Below are 22,368 nucleotides of genomic sequence, written 5' to 3'. Positions count from 1 at the left end.
TCGCCGATATTTAGCTGAGGCTGTCGAACCGTCCGATTTGCCCGAGTTTCCTACGGTTCCTTTTGCGAGTAACGCGAAAATCGCGAGGTTTGCTTTGAGGTAGCTGTCTAAATATGCGCTCCGCCAACGCCGTTCGTTGCCGGGCAACTCGAGATCATCCCCAATCCGGTCGGGGAGGTGCTCCGAATCATAGGGCGTGGATCACGTCCTAAGGCTCGCGCGTGCGCGAAAGCCGAAGAGACGGGGCACGGGGGTTCGGGGAGTTGCGTCTTACAGCGGCAGAAGGAGTGATTGATGAGTTCATTGGCCACCGATCGTGTCGACCAATGTTCTTCGGGTGAATTCTCGGCTCAACCTTTCGCGTTGTCTCCCGCGCAATCGGCCCTCTGGTACGCGCAACATGTCCGGCCCGACATCCCCCTCACCATCGCGCAATATGTGGAGATCCACGGTGATCTGGATGTCGGCCGCCTGCTGTACGCCATCGAGCGGTTCGGCTCGGAGACCGAGGTGGGCCATGTACGGCTGCTGGAGATCGACGGGGTGCCGCACCAGGTGATCGACCACACCCGGCGGCCGGGCTGGGGGCGCATCGATCTGCGCGAGGAACCGGATCCGCGGGCCGCGGCCCTGGCGTGGATGAACGATCACGCCAGCTCGGTCATCGATATCGAGAACGATCCGCTCAGTATCAATGTGGTGCTGCGGACGGGCGATTCGGAATACATCTGGTACACCCGCGGGCATCACATCGTCATCGACGGGTACGGGGCCATGAACGCCACCACCCGCACCGCCGAGATCTACTCGGCCCTGGAGAACCAGACCGAACCGGTCGTCTCCCGCGCCACCCCGCTGGCCACCATCTACGCCGATGAGAACCGCTACCGCGAAACCAGCCGCTCCCGCAATGACGCGGACTACTGGCGCGAACAGCTCGACGGCGTCAGCGAACCCATCACGCTCTCCAATGCCAATGTGCTGGCGGCCGGTTCGGACGCGGGCCGCCGCTGCGCCACCGCGGTGCTGGCCCCCGAGGTCGAACTCGCGGTGCAGGAGGCGGCGACCGCGTTCGGCTCCAACCCGTCCGCGCTCTTCGTCGCCGCGCTCGCCGGTTACGTACGCGCGGTCACCGGCAATCAGGATGTGGTGCTGAGCCTTCCGGTCTCCGCGCGCACCACCGTCGCACTGCGCCGCTCGGCGGGCGTGGTGTCGAATGTGGTGCCGGTGCGGGTGCGCTTCACCGGCCCGGAAACCGTCGCCGACACCGTGCGCGCGGTCGAATTGCAGATCACCGGCGCGCTGCGGCATCAGCGCTACCGCAGCGATGACATTCGCCGCGACAGCGGATACGCCCGCGACGCCCGTGGATTCTTCGGCCCCATGGTCAATCTCATGCTGTTCCACAGTGAGCTGAAGTTCGGCAGCCTGGTCGGCTCGCTCAATGTGCTCTCCACCGGACCGGTCGAAGATCTGTCCATCAACCTGTACAACGGCGTCGGCAATCGCATTCACATCGACTTCGAGGCCAACCCGCGCCTGTACAGCGATGGCGAACTGACCATGCACCACGGCCGGTTCCTCGATTATCTGGCCAGGTTCCTGCGCGCCGATCCGCAGACCGCCGTCGGCGATATGCCCGCCCTGACCGATTTCGAACGCGAACGCGTTCTGCACGAATGGAATTCGACCCAGGTCGCGCGCCAGGAGGGCACCCTGGCCGGGCTCTTCGCCGATCGGGCCGCCATGTGCCCGGGCCGGATCGCCCTGGACTTCGAGGGCGAGACGCTCACCTACGCCGCCTTCGACGAGCGCGCCAATCGCCTGGCCCGCGAACTCATCGCGCGCGGCGCCGGACCCGATACCGTTGTCGGCCTTGCCATTCGCCGCAGCCTCGACCTGCTCATCGGCATGTACGCCATCGTCAAGGCCGGCGCGGCGTACCTGCCGCTCGATCCCGATCATCCGGTGGACCGCATCGAGCAGATCGTCGAACAGGCGCATCCGCTCTGCGTGCTCACCGCCTCCCGGGACGCGGTCGAATTGCCCGATTCGGCAACCCGATTCGATATCGACACCGCCGACCTGTCCGCGCACGGCGCGCGGCCCGTCACCGATGCCGACCGCACCGCCCCGCTGCGTGCCGAACATCTGGCGTACGTGCTGTTCACCTCCGGCTCCACCGGTAAGCCCAAGGGCGTGGGCATCTCACACGCCGCCATCGTGAACCGCCTGCGCTGGATGCAGCACGCGTACCCGCTGGACAGCTCCGATGTGGTGCTGCAGAAGACCCCCGCCACCTTCGACGTCTCGGTGTGGGAGTTCTTCTGGCCGTTGCAGATCGGCGCGAGACTGCTCATCGCCGCACCCGACGGACATCGCGATCCGGGCTATCTGGCCCGGATCATCGCTGACAAGGGCGTGACGACGGCGCATTTCGTACCGTCCATGCTGTCGGTCTTCCTCACCGATACCGATGTCGCGGGCTGCACCGGACTGACCAGGGTGTTCTGCTCCGGTGAGGCACTGCCCGCCGCCACCGTCGCCGAATTCCACACCGCGCTCGGCACCGGTTCCGGCGCACCGCAATTGCACAATCTGTACGGACCCACCGAGGCCGCCGTCGACGTCACCGCCTGGCATTGCACGCCCGGCGCGACCGATGTGCCCATCGGCGCACCGGTGTGGAACACCCGCACCTATGTCCTGGACGCGCGTTTGCAGCCGGTGGCCCCCGGCGTCGTCGGCGAGCTCTACCTCGCCGGTGTCCAGCTGGCGCGCGGTTACCTCGGCCGCCCCGGATTGAGCGCCGATCGTTTCGTGGCCAACCCGTTCTCCCCCGGCACCCGCATGTACCGCACCGGCGATCTGGTGCGCTGGCGCGGCGGTCGCACCGGAGTGCTGGAATACCTGGGCCGCAGCGATTTCCAGGTCAAGATTCGCGGTCTGCGCATCGAACTCGGCGAGATCGAAGCGGCCCTGCTGTCCGATAAGCGGGTGGCGCGCGCGGTCTGCGTCGCGCGCCGTGGTCGCGGCGGCGATGAACTCGCCGCGTACGCGGTCGCCGCACCCGGCGCCGCACCGCTCGATTCGGCCGAACTGCTCGCCGGTCTGCGCCGGATCCTGCCCGGCTATATGGTGCCGCCGGTGCTGCTGGTGCTCGACGAACTACCGCTCAATGCCAATGGCAAGGTCGACCGCAAGGCGCTGCCCGATCCGGGCAGCGCCCCGCGTCGTGCCGCCCGGCCCAGCGCCGGACCGCGCACCGAACTCGAACATCAGCTCATCGCCATCTTCGCCGAGGTGCTCGGCATCGACGAGATCGGCGTCGGCGACAATTTCTTCGACCTCGGCGGCAATTCGCTCAGCGCCGCCCGGGCCATCGCGCGCGTCAACAATGTGGTTGGCGCGGGACTCACCATTCGCGATCTGTTCGAATCCTCCACGGTCGGCACGCTCGCCGCGCGCGTGGAGGGGCTCGCGGCCGAGACCTCCTCACCGAAACTCGGTGCGGCACAGCGGCCCGAGCACATTCCGCTGTCCCTGGCCCAGCAGCGGCTGTGGATCCTGAACCGCTTCGCCGAACACGCCGCCGCCTACAACATGCCCCTGGCCGTGGCTTTGACCGGGCCACTGGACATTTCGGCACTGCGCGCGGGTCTGCTCGATGTGCTCGAACGCCATGAAAGCCTGCGCACCACCTTCCCGGACAGTCCGGAAGGTCCGGGCCAGGTGGTGCATCCGGCCGCCGAGATCCCGCTCACCCTGGACCCGATCGACGCCACCGCGGGCGATGTCCTCACCCTCGCCACCGAATTCGCGGGCTACGGCTTCGATCTGCGCAGTCAGGCCCCCGTGCGGGTCGCGCTCTACGAGACCGGACCGGACCGGCACGTCTTCCTCATGGTGCTGCACCACATCAGCGGCGACGGCTGGTCCATCGCACCGCTGACCCGCGACATCATGAGCGCGGTCGCCGCCCGCAGCACCGGGGTCGCACCGGACTGGACGCCACTTCCGGTGCAGTACGCGGACTTCGCGCTCTGGCAGCGCGAATTGCTCGGCGATGAAGCCGATCCCGCCAGCGCACTGTCCAAACAGCTCGCCTACTGGCGCGCCGCGCTCTCGGACCTGCCCGATCAGCTCGATCTGCCGCTGGATCGCCCGCGGCCGCGGCAGCGCTCCACCGATGGCGGCCGGGTGGAGTTCAGCATTCCGGTCGACACCCGCCGCAGGCTCGCCGCCGTCGCGGCCGAACGCGGCGTCAGCACGTTCATGGTGTTGCACGCGGCGCTCGCGGCCGTGCTCGCGCGCCTGTGCAATACGACCGATATCGCCATCGGCACCCCCATCGCCGGGCGCAGTGATCCGGCCCTGGACGAGCTCGTCGGCATGTTCGTCAACACCCTGGTGCTGCGCACCCGGGTCGATCCGGCCGCCGGCTTCGATCGCATGCTCGCCGAGGTCCGCGATACCGATCTCAATGCCTTCGCCAATGCCGACGTACCGTTCGAACGTCTCGTCGAGGTGGTCAACCCGGAGCGCTCGGCGGCCCGGCATCCGCTGTTCCAGGTCATGCTGTCCTACGACAGCACCCCCGAGCTGAAGTTCGATCTGCCCGGGGTGACCGCCGAGGTGCTGCCCATGGCGGTCGACGTGGCCAAGTTCGATCTGCAGCTCACCGTGCACGAACCGCTCGGCACCGCGGCCGAGGAAATGCCGCTCACCGCCGAATTCGGTTATGCCGCGGATGTTTTCGACCATGCCACGGTCGAGGCCATTGCCCGCCGCTTCGGTGCGGTGCTCACTGCGGCCGTCGCCGATCCGGCCGTCCCGGTCGGCGATCTGCCCATGCTGGACGCCCGCGAGATCGCCAAACTGGTGCCCATCATGGGGTCGCCCGCCGAACCCGCCAGCACCCTGGCGCGCCTGCTCACCGATACCGCCGAACGGGTGCCCGATGCGGTCGCGGTGCGATACCAGGGGCAGGACACCAGCTATCGCGAACTCGACGAGCGCTCGAATCGCCTGGCGCGCGTGCTCATCGAACACGGCGCGGGCCCCGAAGTGGTGGTGGCCGTCGCGCTGTCGCGCAGTCTGGACTGTGTGCTCGCGGTCTGGTCGGTCGCCAAAACCGGTGCCGCGTATGTGCCGATCGATCCGGACTATCCCGCCGATCGCATCGCGCATATGCTCGCCGACTCCGGGGCCATGCTCGGCATCACCAGTCCGGACCGTCGCGGCGAAATGCCCGATTGGCCGGGAAACCGTGGGCGGCACCGCAAGAGCTACGTCGACTGGCTGCTGATCGGGTCACCCGAACTCGCCGCCGAATGCGAACAGTTCCCGCTCACCCCGCTCACCGACGCCGACCGGCATCACCCGCTGCGCACCGCCGGACCCGCGTACCTCATCTACACCTCGGGATCGACCGGAAAGCCCAAGGCCGTGGTCGTCACCAATGCGGGCATCGCCTCGCTGGCGCATGAGCAGATGCATCTGTTCCGCGTCACCGATTCCGCACGCACACTGCACTTCTCCTCGCCCAGCTTCGACGCCTCGGTACTGGAACTGCTGCTCGGTTTCGCGGCCGGAGCCACCATCGTGGTCGCGCCCGCCGGTATCTACGGCGGTATCGAACTGGCGGTGCTGCTGCGCGAGGAGCGGGTGACGCACGCCTTCGTCACCCCGGCGGCGCTGGGCACCGTGCCCTCGCGGGATCTGCCCGATCTCGAGGCGGTCATCGTCGGCGGTGAGGCCTGCCCCGAGGATCTGGTGCGCATCTGGACCGATCCCGAGGCGCGACCGGAAGCACTGCCCGTGCGCCGGATGCACAATATGTACGGTCCGTCCGAGGCCACGGTCGCCGCGACCGCCACCGGTCCGATGATCGCGGGTCAGCCCGTGCCCATTGGTCTTCCGGTGCGCGGTATGCGCCTGTTCGTGCTCGACGGCCGCCTGCATCCGGTGCCACCGGGTGTGGCGGGCGAGCTGTACCTGTCCGGTCCCGGCCTGGCGCGCGGTTATCTCGGACGGCACGGGCTCACCGCACAGTCGTTCCCGGCGAATCCGCACGGGCGACGCGGTGAGCGCATGTACCGCACCGGTGATCTCGTGGTCGCGGACGGCTCCGGACAGCTGCGCTTCCTGGGCCGCGCGGACGATCAGATCAAGATCCGCGGCTTCCGCATCGAACTGCGCGAGATCGATCATGTGCTGCTGGCGCACGAGGGAATCACCTTCGCGCTCACCGTCGTCCACAATGACGAACGCGGTATCCCGCGCCTGGTCTCCTATCTCACCGCCGATACCGAGGTCGATATCACGGCCGTCATGGCGACCGCGCGGGGCAGGCTGCCCGGCTATATGGTGCCCTCGGCCTTGACCCTGCTGGAGAATCTGCCGGTCACCCCGTCCGGCAAACTCGACCGCAAGGCGCTGCCCGCACCCGATTTCGCCGCGGGCGCACCCTCGCGCGCCCCGGAAACCGAGATGGAACTCCAGGTCGCCGCCGTCTTCGGCACCGTACTCGGTACCGAAATCCAAGGCGCGGAAGACAATTTCTTCGAGGTCGGCGGCAACTCACTGCTCGCCACCCGGCTCACCGCGGCCCTGCACACCGAATTCGGTGTGGAACTGCCGGTGCGCGCCATCTTCGAAGCGCCCACCGTGGCGGGCGTGGCCGCCCGATTGCAGGAAGCGCCCCGGACGCAGCGGGCGGCGCTGGCTGTGCATGCCCCGCGCCCGGAGCGCATACCACTGTCCCTGCCGCAGCAGCGACTGTGGTTCCTCAATAGATATTCCCCCGAATCCAGTGCCTACAACATCGCGTTCGTGCTGCGAATCGACGGCGATCCGGATGTGCCCGCCCTGCGCGCGGCCCTGGCGGATCTGGTCGAGCGGCACGAGGTGCTGCGCACCGTCTTCCCCGAGGACGAACACGGCGCACACCAGCTGCTGCAGGAGACCGCACAGTGCCTGCCGGTGCTGGACCCCATCGACACCGATGACGTCGGCGCGCGCACCGCACTGCGCTCGCTCGCCCGCCGTGGCTTCGACCTCACCCGGGACATCCCGCTGCGAATCACCCTGCTGCGCACCGGGAATCGACGGCATCTGCTCGGCATCGTGCTGCATCACATCGCCGCCGACGGCTGGTCACTCGGCCCGCTCACCCGGGATCTGGCCATCGCGTACGCCGCCCGGCACGGCGGGGTCGCACCGGCCTGGACGCCACTTCCGGTGCAGTACAGCGATTTCAGCCTGTGGCAGCGCGAATGCCTGGGCCTGGAATCCGATCCGGAGAGCACCGCCGCCACCCAGCTCGCCTACTGGCGGGGCGCACTGGCGGATCTGCCCGAGGAAATGCCGCTGCCCTACGACCGGGCCCGGCCCGCCGAACCCACCCAGCGCTCCGGCGTGGTGCGGTTCGAGGTGCCGGAAGACCTGCAGCACCGGCTCACCGACCTCGCGCGCGGCCATGGCGTCAGCATGTTCATGGTGCTGCGCTCCAGCCTCGCGGTGCTGCTGCGCGTGGTCACCGGCGGCCGGGACATCGTCATCGGCACCCCGGTGGCCGGTCGCACCGACACCCGCCTGGACGAGCTCGTCGGCATGTTCGTCAACACCCTGGTGCTGCGCTCGGATGTGGATCCGGACCGCACCTTCGCCGAACTGCTGCAGGCCGATCGCGATACCGAACTCGCGGCCATGGCCAATGCCGAGGTGCCGTTCGAACGCGTCATCGAGGAGCTCGGCACCGGTGCGGGCGGCAGCCGCCCGGTCCTGCAGGTCGCGCTGACCGTGCAGGACACACCGTTGCCCGCACTGCAATTGCCGGGTCTGGCCCTGCAGGCCGAGGAACTCGATATCGCGCTCGCCAAGTTCGATCTCGAACTGCGGGTGCTGCCCGGCGATCGCACCGCCGAGGACCGGATCTACGAATTCGTCTACGCGGCGGAGCTTTTCGATCAGCAGTCGGTGCAGATCCTCACCGACCGCCTGCTCCGGGTGTTCGAGGCCGTCACCGCCGACCCGCGGGTCCGGGTACGCGCCATCGACGCCCGCACCGACGCCGAACGCGAATTGCTCACCCCCGCCTGGGGACCCGCGCCCGAACCGCAGTGCAGCCTGGCCGCGTACTTCGCCGCCACCGCACACCTGAACGCGGACCGCGAATTCCTGCGCTTCGGTGACACCGCGCTCACCTACCTCGAATCCGACGTCTACTCGAATCGCCTGGCACGCGCGCTCATTCAGCAGGGCATCGGCCCGGGCGACCGGGTGGCCCTGGGCCTGACCCGCTCCGCCGAATCGGTGCTGTCGGTGCTGGCCGTCGCGAAGTCGGGGGCGGCGTTCGTCCCGGTCGACCCCAACTATCCGGCGGATCGCGTGCGGCATATGCTCACCGACTCCGGCTGCCGGGTCGGCATCAGCATGACCGAACACGCCGACCGGCTGCACGCGGCCGCGGGTGATCACGCCATGTCCTGGATGCTGCTCGACGATCCCGAACTCCTCGACGATCTGGAAGTACTCGACGACGGACCCATCACCGACGCCGACCGCACCACCACGCTGTGGACCGCGGACCTCGCCTACGTCATCTACACCTCCGGCTCCACCGGAAAACCCAAGGGCGTGGCGGTGACCCACGGCGGCCTGTCCAATTTCGCCGATGAGATCCGCGACCGCATGCGGGTGGACCGCGAGGCCCGCACCATGCACTTCTCCTCACCGAGCTTCGACGCCGCCATCTTCGATCTGCTGCTGGCGGTCGGCTCCGGCGCGACCATGGTCATCGTGCCCGCCGATATCTACGGCGGCGACGAATTGGCCGCGCTCATGGAGGAAGAGGAGATCAGCCACACCTTCATGACCCCGGCGGCGCTCTCCACCATCGACCGGGACCGCTGGGCGCTGCCGCATTTGCGTTCGGTCATGGTCGGCGGCGAGGCGTGCGGGCCGGAATTAGTGGCCCGCTGGGCGCCCGGGCGCGCCATGTTCAATGGGTACGGACCCACCGAGACCACCGTCGTGGTCACCATCGCCGGGCCCATGGTCGTCGGGGAACCCGTCACCATCGGCTCCCTGGTGCGCGGTGCGCGGGCGCTCGTCCTCGATGAGCGACTCCGCCCGGTGCCCGTCGGCGTTCCCGGTGAGTTGTACATCGGCGGACAGGGTTCCGCGCGCGGCTATGTCGACCGCTACGACCTCACCGCCGCGCGGTTCATCGCCGATCCGTACGGTCCCGAAGGCGCGCGCATGTACCGCACCGGTGATGTGGTGCGCTGGACCGCCGACGGCGAACTGAATTACCTGGGCCGCAGTGACCATCAGGTCAAGGTGCGCGGTTTCCGCATCGAACTCGGCGAGATCGACGCCGTGCTCACCGCACATCCGGGAATCCACTTCGCGCACACCGAAGTTCGCGATATCGCGGGCACCAAGCGCATCGTGTCCTTCGTACTGCCCGTCGATCCGGCCGCTGTCGATCTGGATCAGCTGCGGGCGCACTGTGCCGAACACCTGCCCGCGCATATGGTGCCGAGCAGCCTGACCCCGCTGGACCGCATTCCGCTGACCCCGGTCGGCAAACTCGATCGCGACGCGCTGCCGCAACCCCGGGCCGTGGTCGCACTGGTCTCTCGCGATCCGGAGACCGATACCGAACGCCTGGTCGCCCAGGTGATGAGCGATCTGGTCGGCGCGGACAACCTCGGCGCGGACGACAGCTTCTTCGAAATCGGCGGAAACTCGCTGCTCGCCACCCAATTGGTGGCGCGCCTGGCCACCGCCACCGGTGTCCGGCTGGAGGTGCGGACCGTTTTCGCCGCGCCCACCGTGGCCGGGCTCGCCGCCGCATTGGACTCCGGTCCGAGCACCGCCGACGCCCGCCTGGAACCGCGCCGGCGCACCCGCCCCGCGCAGATCCCGCTCTCGGCCGCACAACGGCGACTGTGGTTCCTGGAGAAGTTCAACGCCTCCGGGGATCAGGGAGAAGCGCTGGGCGCGTACAACATTCCGGTCGCACTGCGCCTGCACGGCGACCTCAACGTACAGGCGTTGCGCGCGGCATTGCACGCGGTGCAGCGCAGGCATGAGACGCTGCGCACGGTCTTCCCCGAAATCGACGGCGAACCCTGCCAGCACGTGCTCGAACCCGCCGACGCCGCGGTCTCGCTGCCGCTGCGCGCGGTCAAACCGCAGGAGGTGCCCGAGGAGATCCGCCGGGTCACCGCCGCCGGATTCGACCTCGGCACCCAGGTTCCGCTGCGCGCCACCCTGTTGCGCCTGACCGGTGCTACGGGCGGCAACCGGGCCGAACCGTCCGAACACGTGCTGGTCATGGTGGTGCATCACATCGCCATGGACGGCTGGTCACTGCAACCGCTCGCGGCCGATGTGGCCACCGCCTACCGGGCGTACGCGGGCGGCGGCGAACCCGACTGGGCCGAATTGCCCATCCAGTACGCCGATTACACGCTGTGGCAGCAGGACGTGCTCGGCGTCGAAGGTGATCCCGATTCGGTGATCAGCCGCCAGCTCGACTACTGGCGGCGCGCCCTCGACGGCATTCCCGAACTGCTGTCGGTACCGGCCGACCGGTCCCGCCCGCCGGTGCCCAGCTATCGCGGCGGCACCGTCGAATGCACCCTCGACGCCTTCACCCATCGCGAATTGCAGTCCCTGGCAGCCGAACACGGCGTCACCATGTTCATGGTGCTGCACGCCGCACTGGTCGCCCTCTTGCATCGGGTCACCGCCGCGGACGACATCACCGTCGGCACACCCATCGCCGGGCGCGGACATCCGGCACTGGATCGCATGGTCGGCATGTTCGTCGGCACCCTGGTGTTGCGTACCGGGGTCACCGGCGGCGCGGCCTTCGGCGATCTGCTGCGCGCGGTCCGCGATACCGATCTGGAAGCCTTCGCGCACGCCGACGTACCGTTCGAACGGCTCGTCGAGGTGCTCAATCCGGTGCGCACCCAGGCGCACCACCCCATGTTCCAGGTCATGTTGTCGGTGCAGAACCAGCCCGTGCGCGTGCTGGAGCTGCCCGGTCTGCGCATCGAGAACGACGACGCCGATCCCGGCATCGCCAAATTCGATCTGCAATTCACCCTCACCGAAGCCTGGACCCCGCGCCGCGAACCCGACGGCATCACCGTCTCGGTGAACTACGCGGCCGACCTCTTCGACGAGGGCACCGCACAGCGACTCGCGGATCGGTTCGTGCGCATGCTCGGCGCGGCCGCCGCGAATCCGGCACTGGCCGTGGGGGATCTGGAACTCCTGGACTCCGGCGAATGGTCGGCGCTGGCCCCGGTGCGCGGTGCGGAGCCCGGTCTGCCGATCACCTTCCCCGAGGTGTTCGAGGCCGCGGCCAACCTCAATCGACAGGCCATCGCCGTGCGCGCGGCGGGCACCCAGATCTCCTATGACGCCCTGGACCGCTGGACCAACCGGCTCGCCCGGGTGCTCATCGGCTACGGCGTCGGCCCGGAAACCCTGGTCGCCATGGGCATTCCGCGCTCCGCGGAATCGGTGGCCGTCACCCTGGCCATCGCCAAGGCCGGAGCCGCGTTCGTACCGGTCGATCCCAACTATCCGGAACAGCGCATCAGCCATATGCTGCTCGATTCCGGTGCGGCCATCGGCATTACGCTCTCCGCGCACCGCGAGCGCATGCCCGAGGGCGCGAACTGGACCGTCCTGGACGCGCCGTCGTTCCGGCGGCGGGTGCTGGCCTCCTCGGACGCGCCCATCCGCGATGACGAGCGTGTCTCACCGCTGCGCATGGACAATCCGGCGTACGTCATCTACACCTCCGGCTCCACCGGCATCCCCAAGGGCGTCGTGGTGACGCACGGCGGTCTGTCCAACTTCGCCGCCGAGACCGCACAGCGGTTCGAGGTCGGACCGGGTTGCCGGATATTGCACTTCGCCACACCGAGTTTCGACGCCGCCATGCTCGATCTGCTCTTCGCGCTCGGCGGTGCGGCGACCCTGGTGATCAGCCCGCCCGGTGTGGTGGGCGGCGCGGATCTGGGCCGGGTGTTCATCGACGAAGGCATCACGCACGCCTTCATCACCACCTCGGCGCTGGGCACCGTCGATCCCACCGGCGTCACCTCGCTGCGGCATGTGCTCGTCGGCGGTGAGGCGCTGCCACCGGATCTGGTGACCCGCTGGTCACCGGGCCGCAAGCTCTACAACGTGTATGGGCCCACCGAGACCACCATCGTCACGCTGATGTCCCAGCCCATGCGCCCGAACGGGCACATCACCATCGGCGGACCCATCCGCGGTGTCGGCGCGACCGTCCTGGACAGTCGCCTGCACCCGGTGCCCGCCGGCGTCACCGGTGAATTGCAGTTGGCCGGTGCGGCTTTGGCGCGCGGCTATCTGCGGCGGCCCGGGCTCACCGCACAGCGCTTCGTGGCCAATCCGTTCGGCAAACCGGGCGAGCGCATGTATCGCACCGGCGACCTGGTGCGCTGGGTCGAGAAGAACGGGCGCGTACGGGATCTGGAATATGTCGGGCGCACCGACCACCAGGTCAAGATCCGCGGCTTCCGCATCGAACTCGGCGAGATCGACGCGGCGCTGGCCCGGCATGCCGCCGTGGAGTTCGCCACCACCATCGGACATCGGACACCGGCGGGCTCCACCGCGCTGGTCGCCTATGTGAAACCGCGCAACGGCAGCTCGCCGAGCATCGACGAGCTCACCGCGCACGTGGCCGAACTGGTGCCCAATTACATGGTCCCGCAATCGATCATGCTGCTGGACCGGGTGCCGCTCTCACCGGTCGGCAAACTGGATCGGGCAGCGCTGCCCGAACCGGTGTTCGCCGCCCGCGAGGGCTACCGCGCGCCCACCACCGCGACCGAAGCGGCACTGTGCGCCGCCTTCGCCGATGTGCTTGGCGTGGAACAGGTCGGCGTCGACGACGGCTTCTTCGAACTCGGCGGCAACTCGCTGCTGGCCACCAAGGTGGTCGGACAGCTGCGCGCCGCCGGGGTGGACTTGCCCGTGCAGGCCATGTTCGGCGAATCCACCCCGGCCGCCATCGCCCGGCGCCTGGCCGATGCCGACGGTGACGCCGGTGCGGCCCTGGCGGCCGCACTGCAACCGGTGCTGCCGCTGCGTCCCATGACCGAAACCAGTGCGGCACCGCTGTTCTGCGTGCACCCGGCCATCGGTCTGGCCTGGTGCTTCGCCGGACTGCTCGCCCAGCTGCCCGCCGACCGCCCGGTCTACGGGTTGCAGGCGCCGCACGTCACCGGTGGTGATGACCACACCACCATCGGTGAAGCCGCGAATTACTATGTGGCACACATGAAGTCGGTACAGCCGCACGGCCCGTACCATCTGCTCGGCTGGTCGCTCGGTGGTCTGCTGGCGCACGAGATCGCGGTGCGGCTGCAGGAAACCGGCGATGAGGTGGCAACGCTCGCGCTCATGGACAGCTACCAGCTGTCCGATCAGTGGCTCGAGGAAGCGGTGCCCGGCGTCGCCGACATCATCGGCGAATTCGGCAGTGACCTGCTCGGCGGCGACACCGATGTCGACCCGCGCATGACACTCCAGGAGGCCGCGGAATTCCTGCGCAACCGTCCCGGACCGTTCGCCGCGCTCACCGTCGATCATCTCGAACGTCTCTACAACGGCTATGCCAATGGCGCGGTCCTCGCACACGGCTTCGAACCCCGCGTGTTCATCGGCGATCTGCTCTTCTTCACCGCCGCCGATGACGAGATCAACCGCTCCGACCCGGACCGCAACGCCGCCGCCTGGGAACCGCACGTCACCGGAGTCGTACACGATCAACTGGTGCGCTGCCGCCACTCGGGCATGACCACGCCCGAATCCCTGGCGGTCATCGGACCGGTTCTGCGGGATCACCTGGCCGCCAACGCCGCCCGCACCGAGCGGGAGGGGAGCCGATGAGTCTCGCGGTCGAAGTGGAAGGACTGATCAAGTACTACGGCAAGGTCCGGGTGCTGGACGGGATCGATCTGGAAATCCCGTCCGGCACCGTGATGGGCCTGCTCGGACCCAATGGCGCGGGTAAGACCACCACGGTCCGCATCGTCACCACCCTGCTAGCCCCGAGTTCGGGCAAGGTGTGGGTGGCCGGGGTGGACGTGCTCAAGAATCCGGCGCGCGCCCGCACCCGGCTCGGGCTGTCCGGCCAGTACGCGGCGATCGACGCCAACCTGTCCGGCTTCGAGAACCTGCGCATGGTGGCGCGGCTGTACGGCATGAGCCATAAGGAATCCGCCCAGCGCGCCACCGAACTGCTCGCCGCGCTCGGCCTCGAACACGCGGCCGGGCGGCGTGCGGGCACCTACTCCGGCGGTATGGCCCGGCGACTCGACCTGGCGGGCGCACTGGTGTGCAAACCGCCCGTGGTCGTGCTCGACGAACCCACCACCGGACTGGATCCCCGTGGGCGCCTTGATATGTGGCGCGTCATCGGCGATCTGGTGGACGACGGCACCACGGTGCTGCTCACCACCCAGTACCTCGAGGAAGCCGATCTGCTCGCCGACCGCATCACCGTCATCGATCGCGGCCGGGTGATCGCGCGCGGGTCCGCCGATGAACTCAAGACCTCCATCGGCGGTGACAAACTCACCGTCACCCTGGCGGCCGGACAGGACCCCACACCCGCCAAACAGATTCTGGCGCAGGTCGGAATCGGCGAACCCAGCGCGGACGCCGCCACCGATCAGGTCACCGTCGTGGTCGGCGACGGCACCCGCACCATGGTCGAAGCGCTGCGCCGCCTGGACGACGCGGGCGTCTGCATCCTGGACGCCGATGTGCACCGGCCCAGCCTCGACGACGTATTCCTTTCCCTCACCGGCAAATCCGCGGACCGCAAAACCTCCGCCCGCAGCACCGATACCGTGCAAGAGGAGATTCTGTCGTGACCACCACCGCCGAAGCCCCGGCGCCGAACAAGCCGCCGAGCACGGACAACACCGCGCTCCTATTGCTGCCCAGGGCGATTCGGGACAGCGCCATCGTCGCCTACCGCAATCTGCTGACCATCCTGCGCGTGCCCACCCTGCTGGTCACCGCCACCATCCAGCCGCTCATGTTCGTCTTCCTGTTCGCGTACATCTTCGGCGCGTCCCTGGGCGGCGGTCAGTACCGCGAATTCCTGCTGGCCGGAATTTTCACCCAGACGGTGGCATTCAATGCCGCGTTCACCACCGTCGGCCTGGCCAACGACCTGCACAAGGGCATTATCGACCGGATGCGCACCCTGCCCATGTCCCGGCTGGCGGTGCTGATGGGCCGCACGCTCTCCGACCTCGTGGTCAATATCCTGGCCCTGGCGGTCATGGTGGGCTGCGGGTACGCGGTGGGCTGGCGCATCAATGACGGAGTCATCAACGCCGTCTTGGCTTTCGCGGTCATCCTGCTGTTCGCGTTCGCCATGTCCTGGGTGGGCGCGCTCACCGGGCTCATGTCACCGAGCGTGGAGGTGGCGCAGAGCGCGGGCCTGATCTGGCTGTTCCCACTGACATTCATCTCCTCGGCGTTCATCTCCGGGGAGACCCTGCCCGGTCCGTTGCGCACCGTCGCCGCCTGGAATCCCATCACCGCCGTCTCGGCGGCCGGGCGCAAACTCTTCGGCAATGGCTCGCCCCCGGGATTCACTCCCGCCCAGGGCTGGCCCGCCGACCACTGCATCATGTACGCGTCGCTGTGCTCGCTCGGCATCCTCGCGATCGCGGTTCCGTTGGCGCTGTTGCAGTATCGCAAGGTCGCCAGCCACTGAGTAGCAACCAATTCGGCCCGCCAAGGGTGGCGGGCCGGTAAGATATAAGAGGCGAGCCCCCCTCCCGAATGGGAGGGGGGCTCGGCCAATTCCGTAGCGCGGAGTATTTACCGCGGATCAGGCGCGGCGACGGCTCTTGATCAGATCCATCCGCTCCTGCAGGAGCTCTTCCAGCTCCTCCTTGCTGCGACGCTCCAGCAGCATGTCCCAGTGCGTGCGCGGCGGCTTCACCTTCTTGGGCTCCTGCGTGGTGCCCTCCATGAGCACACCCTCCTGGCCGTTGCGGCACAACCAGGTCGGGGGAATCTCGGCGTCATCGGCGAACGGAACATCGAATTCCTCGCCGTTCTCCGTCTTGTACCGCGCCATCCGACGGGGCGCCAGGTCGTGGTCGCGGTCGGTCTCGTAGCTCACCGCTCCAAGTCGACTGCCCCGGAGTACGCGATCTGCCATGGGTGCGGTCCCTTCTCGCCTATCGGCAACGTTCAAAACTTCATGTCAACGCTTCTGCACAGTTAACGCAGGGGCGCGGGCTTCGGTTCCCGTGGGGGGAGAACCCTGCCATTCTACTCGCCCGTCGGCGACGCTTTCGCCACGGCGTGTCACACGCCATGCGCCGAGGGTGGATTGCGTTCAACGCAATCATGGACTGCGAAGTATGCAGTAGACATCATGCCATTCGAATTCGAGACTGAGTTCATGAGCAGAGATCAGAGAATGGACACCGTGGCCCGGATAGTGCGGCCGACCGGATACGGATCGCCGGATGTGCTCGAGGTCGTCGAGACCCCGGTACCGCTGCCCGAAGCGGATGGCGTAGTCGTGCGAGTGCGGGCGGCGGGGGTGAACCCCATTGATTGGAAGCTCTACAGCGGCGCTTTCCACGAGGTCGACGAGGACGAGAAGGATGCCGCCGGGCTCGCCGAGGAACTGCCCCGGCTCGGACTCGAATGTGCGGGCGTGGTCACCGCGATCGGTGCGGACGTGCGCGATATCGAGGTCGGCGCGGAGGTGATCGTCTATCCCGTCACCGGCGCCTACGCCGATTACGTCACCGCACCGGTGACCTCGCTGATCCCCAAGCCCGCCGAACTGGGCTGGCCCGAAGCCGGGGCATTGATGCTCACCGGCACCACGGCGGCGCACACATTGCACGCGGCCGGGGTCGGCCCGGGCGACACCGTGCTCGTGCACGGCGGTTCGGGCGGCGTCGGATCGCTGGTCGTGCAGTTGGCCGTGGCCGCGGGCGCGACCGTCATCGCCACCGCGAGCGCCGCGAATCATGAACTGCTGCATGATCTCGGGACCATTCCGGTGGCCTACGGTCCCGGATTGCTGGATCGCGTGCGGGCCGTCGCGCCCGGGCCCATTACCGCCGCCATCGATTGCGCGGGTGGCGACGAGGCCCTGGATGTTTCGCTCGAGGTGGTCGCCGATCCGCGGCGGATCGCATCGATCGCGGCCTCGGATCGTCATATCGAAGCCGGTATCAAGGCACTGGGTTACGGCCCGGGTCAGGACGCGGGGTTCGCCGTCCGCAATGCCGCGCGCGCGGAGTTGGCGGCGCGTTCGGGTGAGCTGCGCATTCTGATCGACGCCGTGTACCCCCTGACCGACGCGGCGCAGGCGCATCGCGACGGGATCAAAGGCCACGGGCCCGGCAAGCTTGTGCTCGTCCCGTAGCCGCATGCCCGGTGGCTCATGCTGGTCATATGAATGCTCAAGGTGCGCCGGCGCTGTACGCGATCGTCACCGGATCTTCCCGGGCGAGCGAGGTTGCGGCCCTGGTAGATATGGCGCGGGGGCAGGGGTGGGAAGTCTGTGTGATCGCCTCCCCATCGGGGAGAAAGTTCATCGATGCCGACGCCCTCGCGGCCACGACCGGATGGCCCGTGCGCAGCGAATACAAGGAACCGGGGACACCGGATCTGCTGCCGCCCGCGGACGCCATGATCGCGGCTCCGCTGACCGGTAATTCGATAGCCAAATGGGCGGTGGGCATTTCGGACACGCTCGCGCTCGGTCTGCTCATCGAAGCCGTCGGGGATGGGAAACCCGTTGTGGCCGTTCCGTATTCGAGTCAAGGGCAATTGAACTTCCGGCCGATTCAGCGGGCCCTGCGCACCCTCGCCGAGAGCGGGGTCACCATCGTGCCCGCAGAACCGGGTGCGGCACTTCCGCTTTCGGCGGCATGGCGCGCGGTGCTCGAGCATCCCGGGCTGCGCATGCGGGCGTGATCCGGTGGAAAAAGAGGAGGTGGGTTGTGGTGTTGCCGCGGTACGGGTGATCGATCCGGCTATCGTGTGCTGCGTGACGCGTACTCCTACCTCAGATCATCGCGCCCCCAAGCGGCAACTGTCCTGCCAGTGGTGTGGGAGGGAGATCGCCGATTCGGAGGTGGGGCGGCGTCGGCGGTATTGCCGGCAATCATGCAGGCAGCGCGCCTATGAGGCGCGGAACAGCCTGAAGGGGAGCGGGATTCCCGAGGATTCGGTGGTGCTCAGCGCGCAGGAGGTAGGCGATCTGTCCGATCGCTGGTTCGCCGCGCGCTGTGCCGCCGAGGATGTGGCCACCGCCGTCGAGGAGGGGGCCGACTCCATCGAACTGTCCGAACTCACCGCGATATTGGTGAAACTGACGCGCGATGCCGAGCGGCTGCGCTGACCACCGGCGCGGTGCCGCGGCCGTGGATCGCGTAGACCAGGGCGGTCCCCAGTAGCAGTACCGCGGCGGTGATTCCGAACCCGAGCAGGGTCGCGGAATCGGGATGGATGAGCGCCTGACCGCGCAGCGCCTGCCAGGCGATGACGCCGAAAAGTCCCGCGTAGGTCAGGGCGAACACCCAGATCAGGTCGGCGCGAGCGCGTTCGGTGCGCAGCCAGCGGGTGCGCGGGGCCAGCCGGGCCAGCAGCAGGGCGGCCACGATGAGTATCTGAATCGCGTGCAGGCCCAGGAAGTGCGCGATGCGCAGATCGCCGCCGACGGTGCTCCAATGCGTGATCGGCATGGTGCCGACACCGTCGCGCACCAGCGGTTGTCCGCTCTCGAAGGTGTGCCCGGCCGCGAGTTCGATGGGCTTGCCGTAGGCGTCGGTGGATTCCTGTTTACCGCTGAAGCCCATCATGTACGCCACGCCCATCCCGGCCACCGCGAGCGCGAGCCCGGCGTGGATGGCGCGACTGACGGGCCGATCGGTGACCCGCTGCCAGCTCAGCGTCACCGCGATCACCAGATTCGCCAGGAACAGTCCGGGCACACCGGTCATGAAGATCTGCTGTCCGATGGTGTTGAAGGCATCGGTTTCGGTATTGAAATGGCTGAAGGTGCCGCGCGCGGCCTGCATCACGATGAATCCGACATCCAGGATTCCGGTGACGGCGAAGATCGTTCCCATCCACCAGGTGAGCCGCTGCCCGCGATGCGGGAAGCGCAGCAGCCACGCCAGGGTGATCGAGTACGCGACGAAGGCGACCGCGAATTTGAGCGGTTTGAGCCACACCGATTCGTGCAGCAGCATCCGATCGTCGAATGCCATGGCGCACAGCGCGAATAGCGCCAGCGCGGACATGACGACGGTCATGGCGAGCAGGGGGCGATGCCACGGCCGCGGGCTGGAAGCGGGAGCGGCGGTGCGGATTTCGGCGACGCTGGTGGTCATATCGGTGACGCTATGAGCGCCGTCCCGCACCGGGCGTCCCCCGGCGGTGGGGTTCGCACGTAATACCCGGGTACTAGAAACGCCGAGAACCCCTCATCGATTCTCGGCGTTGCTATTTCGCTGTGCCGCTCAGTCGGTCGCGGTGCCGACGTCCATGCCGCGGCCGGCGAGCCAGGGCAGCGGATCGATGGCAGCGCCCGGGGAGGTGTGCACCTCGTAGTGCAGATGCGGTCCGGTGGAGTAGCCGCGGCTGCCGACGGTGGCGATCTCATCGCCCGCGCGCACCTGCTGGCCGACATTCACCAGGATGTCCTGCATATGGCCGTAGACGCCGATGGTGCCGTCGTCCTGCTGCACCCGCACCCACAGGCCGAAACCGGACGCGGGGCCCGCCTCGATGACGGTGCCGTCGGTGACGGCGCGAATCGGCGAGCCGAAGCCGTCGCCGAAGTCGATACCGGCGTGCATGGCACCCCAGCGCACCCCGAACCCGGAGGTCAGCGGACCTGCCACGGGACGGACGGTCTTGGGACGGGCCTGCTCGACGCCGAGGTTGCGCAGGAAGTCGGTGACCTCCGGCGGCACGAACTGCGGCATCTGGGCTTCGTACGGGGTGAAGGCGGTGAACTTCGCGTCCTGCGGGGCGGCAGCGGCGATAACCGAGGCATTGCTGTCCGGGGTATCGGTGTTCGGGTCTGCGGCGGCCAGCGCACTCACGGAGGCACAGACGACTGCGGAGACGGCCACTGCACGAGTTGCGGCCGTCCGGTACCGGCTGGCCCTCATGAGGCTTCGAGATAACGGAACGGTTACGGGCATGCATCGAACGTATGGGAGGTAATAACCGGTCCACAAACCCTGTTACCACCGTCACGTTGGTACAAAACGCCAGGTCGATTGTCACGAGTAGATAACGACACGGCGGTAATTTCGTTATGACCTCGGTATCGGGCGTTTCAGCGTGTATTGACCTGATCAACTTCGCCGGGCACTCTATTTAAGTGCCCGCTAATGGAGTGAGAGTGCTCAGCGCACTGGCCGACCCTACCCGGCGCGCGGTCTTCGAGGCGCTGCCGCAGGGGCCGAGATCGGTCGGTGAGCTCGCCGACCTGGTCGGGGTCAGTAGCTCGGCGGTATCTCAACATCTCAAGGTGCTGCGCGAGGCCCGGTTGGTGATGGCACAGCCCGAGGGCACGCGCCGCCTGTACACCCTGGACCCGCGCGGTCTGGCCGATGCCCGCGACTATCTCGAACAGTTCTGGCCCAGTGCCATCGCGGCGTATTCGGCGGCGCTGTCCAGTGCGCGCGCCGATATCGCGGACACCTGATTCGCTTCCCTATATAGAAGCGCTCCCCTTATAAGGGGAGCGCTCAGCCCACGCGCCGATAGGCCTGCTGCGCCCGCCGATCCAGTCCGGTGCCGGGCCACGGCCGTTTGCGCAGTTGCTTGTCGATGGCGTTGACGACCTCGGGCACATTGATCTTCAACAGTCCGGGATCGATGGTGGCTGCGTCCGGATCGCCGACCTGTCCGGCCCACAGCACCGCATGCCTGCCCAGCAGATGCGGCGGCGGTCCACTGCGACTGGGCGGTGTCGGCCCGAACAGCAGTACCGTGCGGGTGCCGAAAGCCGTTGCCAGATGGGCGACTCCGGTATCCCCGCACACCACCAGCGCGGCCTCGGCGACCGTCGCGGCGAGTTCGATGAGATTCTGCTGGCCCGCGAGCACATGGGTGATGGGCAGTCCGGCGCGCGCCGCCACCCCGAGGGCAATATCGCGTTCGGTCTCATCGCCGGTGAGCACCACATCGCGATCCTGCACCAGCAGATGCCGCACCACGGCCGCGAATCGATCCGGTGGCCAGCGCCGCGCGGCGGCTCCAGCGCCGATGTGCACGACCACGCAATCGCGATGGCTGGTGCCCGCCACCGGCGGCACCAGTCCGAGATTGCGGCGATCGGCGCTGATCCCCGCGGATTCGAGCAGATGGCACCAGCGGTCCACATCGTGCATATCGATCTGCCAGTCGGGTCCGGCCACCTCCGGGAAGGCCGGGTTCCGATAGGTCAGTACGCGATCGGCGTGTACGCGGGTCACCTCGGTGATACTGTCCGCGCCCGCTCCGTCCAAGTTCACCGCGAGTGCGGGCGGCGCTCCGTCCCAGCGGATTCCGGCGGGATCGGCGGTCGGGATCATTTCGTCGATGGAGGCGATGAGGTCGACGATGGGTTTGAGTCGATGGGGTGCGGCCAGTGCGATGTGGTCTTCGGGCCGGGCCCGGCGTAGTGCGCGCAATGCGGGGACCGCGGTGAGTAGATCACCCAGTCCGCGTGCCCGCAGCACGAGTACAACCGCCACCTGCGTTCTCCCTAAGCGTCACTGCTCACACATTGAGGGCCCTCCCGGTACAGCACGGAGAGCCACTGGAGGAGGACTACCCGGCCGACGGGGTGGTAAAACCTGTGCCGTACCCGATCAGCAGGCGCTTTTCGGTACTACCGGCTGTCGTTGACGCGAGCCGATCCATTAGCGTGTACAGCCATGGACGTTGTCTACAACCTGGTGGTTGTGTCCCATCTGCTCGGGATGGCGGCGGTGGTCGGCGGATATGTCGCCGCGCAGCCCCGAGTATCGGAATTGATGGTGTGGGGTGCGCGCGCCCAGCTCATCACCGGCGTGATCCTGGTCGGACTGGCCGAGTCGATCGATTCGCTCGGCAAGGATCCGAATATGCCGAAGATCATCACCAAACTCGTTGTGGCCGTTCTGGTCGCGGCGTTCGCGGAGATGGGCCGCGCCGATGCCAAGCGCGGTAAGGCGGTGCCGTGGATGACCCATGCCGCGGGTGGGCTGGCGATTCTGAACGTCTTCATCGCCGCGCTCTGGCACTGACGCCGAAGTG

Annotated in this window: 12 protein-coding genes; 8 read left to right on the top strand and 4 right to left on the bottom strand. The window is 67.8% G+C overall.

What is annotated here, in order from left to right; all coding sequences use genetic code 11:
* Window positions 1-294 precede the first annotated feature (294 nt).
* From ACFC4D_RS01180 to ACFC4D_RS01170, 3 genes are all read left to right on the top strand, one after another.
* On the top strand, window positions 295-13,959 hold the full coding sequence (locus ACFC4D_RS01180; protein WP_376061142.1) for an amino acid adenylation domain-containing protein: 13,665 nt from the start codon (window positions 295-297) through the stop codon (window positions 13,957-13,959).
* Complete coding sequence (locus ACFC4D_RS01175; protein WP_376061141.1) at window positions 13,956-14,948, top strand: ATP-binding cassette domain-containing protein; 993 nt, start codon at window positions 13,956-13,958, stop codon at window positions 14,946-14,948. Before ACFC4D_RS01180 ends, ACFC4D_RS01175 begins: the two co-directional genes overlap by 4 nt.
* Before the next feature lie 65 nt (window positions 14,949-15,013).
* Window positions 15,014-15,805 carry an ABC transporter permease gene (locus tag ACFC4D_RS01170; RefSeq protein WP_375967764.1) on the top strand — a complete coding sequence of 264 codons (792 nt, stop codon included), beginning with the start codon at window positions 15,014-15,016 and terminating at the stop codon, window positions 15,803-15,805.
* Window positions 15,806-15,922: 117 nt separating this feature from the next.
* Here ACFC4D_RS01170 and ACFC4D_RS01165 read toward each other — a convergent pair whose 3' ends face one another.
* Window positions 15,923-16,258: an RNA polymerase-binding protein RbpA gene (locus ACFC4D_RS01165; RefSeq protein WP_364634107.1), complete on the bottom strand. Its 336-nt coding sequence runs from the start codon at window positions 16,256-16,258 to the stop codon at window positions 15,923-15,925.
* A gap of 246 nt (window positions 16,259-16,504) precedes the next feature.
* Here ACFC4D_RS01165 and ACFC4D_RS01160 point away from each other — a divergent pair, with 246 nt between their 5' ends.
* From ACFC4D_RS01160 to ACFC4D_RS01150, 3 genes are all read left to right on the top strand, one after another.
* On the top strand, window positions 16,505-17,488 hold the full coding sequence (locus ACFC4D_RS01160; RefSeq protein WP_376061140.1) for an NADP-dependent oxidoreductase: 984 nt from the start codon (window positions 16,505-16,507) through the stop codon (window positions 17,486-17,488).
* A gap of 29 nt (window positions 17,489-17,517) precedes the next feature.
* Entirely contained in the window at window positions 17,518-18,042 is a 525-nt protein-coding gene (locus tag ACFC4D_RS01155) for a flavoprotein (RefSeq protein ID WP_376061139.1), read from the top strand.
* Window positions 18,043-18,115: 73 nt separating this feature from the next.
* Window positions 18,116-18,469: a hypothetical protein gene (locus tag ACFC4D_RS01150; protein ID WP_364634112.1), complete on the top strand. Its 354-nt coding sequence runs from the start codon at window positions 18,116-18,118 to the stop codon at window positions 18,467-18,469.
* Here the strand turns inward: ACFC4D_RS01150 and ACFC4D_RS01145 are convergent.
* Together ACFC4D_RS01145 and ACFC4D_RS01140 are read right to left on the bottom strand one after the other, a co-directional pair.
* A complete protein-coding gene (locus ACFC4D_RS01145; RefSeq protein ID WP_376061138.1) occupies window positions 18,420-19,463 on the bottom strand; it encodes a hypothetical protein in 1,044 nt (347 codons plus the stop codon). The genes ACFC4D_RS01150 and ACFC4D_RS01145 overlap by 50 nt on opposite strands.
* A gap of 129 nt (window positions 19,464-19,592) precedes the next feature.
* Window positions 19,593-20,180: a M23 family metallopeptidase gene (locus ACFC4D_RS01140; protein WP_376061137.1), complete on the bottom strand. Its 588-nt coding sequence runs from the start codon at window positions 20,178-20,180 to the stop codon at window positions 19,593-19,595.
* 284 nt (window positions 20,181-20,464) lie between these two features.
* Between ACFC4D_RS01140 and ACFC4D_RS01135 the strand changes: the two genes are divergently transcribed.
* The gene (locus tag ACFC4D_RS01135) at window positions 20,465-20,791 is read left to right on the top strand and encodes a metalloregulator ArsR/SmtB family transcription factor (protein WP_364634117.1); all 327 of its coding nucleotides are present in this window, start codon (window positions 20,465-20,467) and stop codon (window positions 20,789-20,791) included.
* 43 nt (window positions 20,792-20,834) lie between these two features.
* Here ACFC4D_RS01135 and ACFC4D_RS01130 read toward each other — a convergent pair whose 3' ends face one another.
* On the bottom strand, window positions 20,835-21,824 hold the full coding sequence (locus ACFC4D_RS01130) for a glycosyltransferase family 9 protein (protein ID WP_375967434.1): 990 nt from the start codon (window positions 21,822-21,824) through the stop codon (window positions 20,835-20,837).
* Between the two features lie 183 nt (window positions 21,825-22,007).
* Between ACFC4D_RS01130 and ACFC4D_RS01125 the strand changes: the two genes are divergently transcribed.
* The gene (locus ACFC4D_RS01125; RefSeq protein ID WP_375967432.1) at window positions 22,008-22,358 is read left to right on the top strand and encodes a hypothetical protein; all 351 of its coding nucleotides are present in this window, start codon (window positions 22,008-22,010) and stop codon (window positions 22,356-22,358) included.
* Window positions 22,359-22,368 lie beyond the last annotated feature (10 nt).

Origin of the sequence: Nocardia sp. NPDC056000, assembly GCF_042269265.1 — a bacterium.
GTDB lineage: Bacteria > Actinomycetota > Actinomycetes > Mycobacteriales > Mycobacteriaceae > Nocardia.
This window is presented reverse-complemented; position numbering and strand designations above follow the sequence as displayed.

Bases quoted from the DNA above. Each gene is read 5' to 3' on its own strand.
- ACFC4D_RS01125 (WP_375967432.1), top strand. From the start codon at position 22,008: ATGGACGTTGTCTACAACCTGGTGGTTGTGTCCCATCTGCTCGGGATG.
- ACFC4D_RS01145 (WP_376061138.1), bottom strand. From the start codon at position 19,463: ATGACCACCAGCGTCGCCGAAATCCGCACCGCCGCTCCCGCTTCCAGC.
- ACFC4D_RS01165 (WP_364634107.1), bottom strand. From the start codon at position 16,258: ATGGCAGATCGCGTACTCCGGGGCAGTCGACTTGGAGCGGTGAGCTAC.
- ACFC4D_RS01155 (WP_376061139.1), top strand. From the start codon at position 17,518: ATGAATGCTCAAGGTGCGCCGGCGCTGTACGCGATCGTCACCGGATCT.
- ACFC4D_RS01180 (WP_376061142.1), top strand. From the start codon at position 295: ATGAGTTCATTGGCCACCGATCGTGTCGACCAATGTTCTTCGGGTGAA.
- ACFC4D_RS01160 (WP_376061140.1), top strand. From the start codon at position 16,505: ATGAGCAGAGATCAGAGAATGGACACCGTGGCCCGGATAGTGCGGCCG.
- ACFC4D_RS01175 (WP_376061141.1), top strand. From the start codon at position 13,956: ATGAGTCTCGCGGTCGAAGTGGAAGGACTGATCAAGTACTACGGCAAG.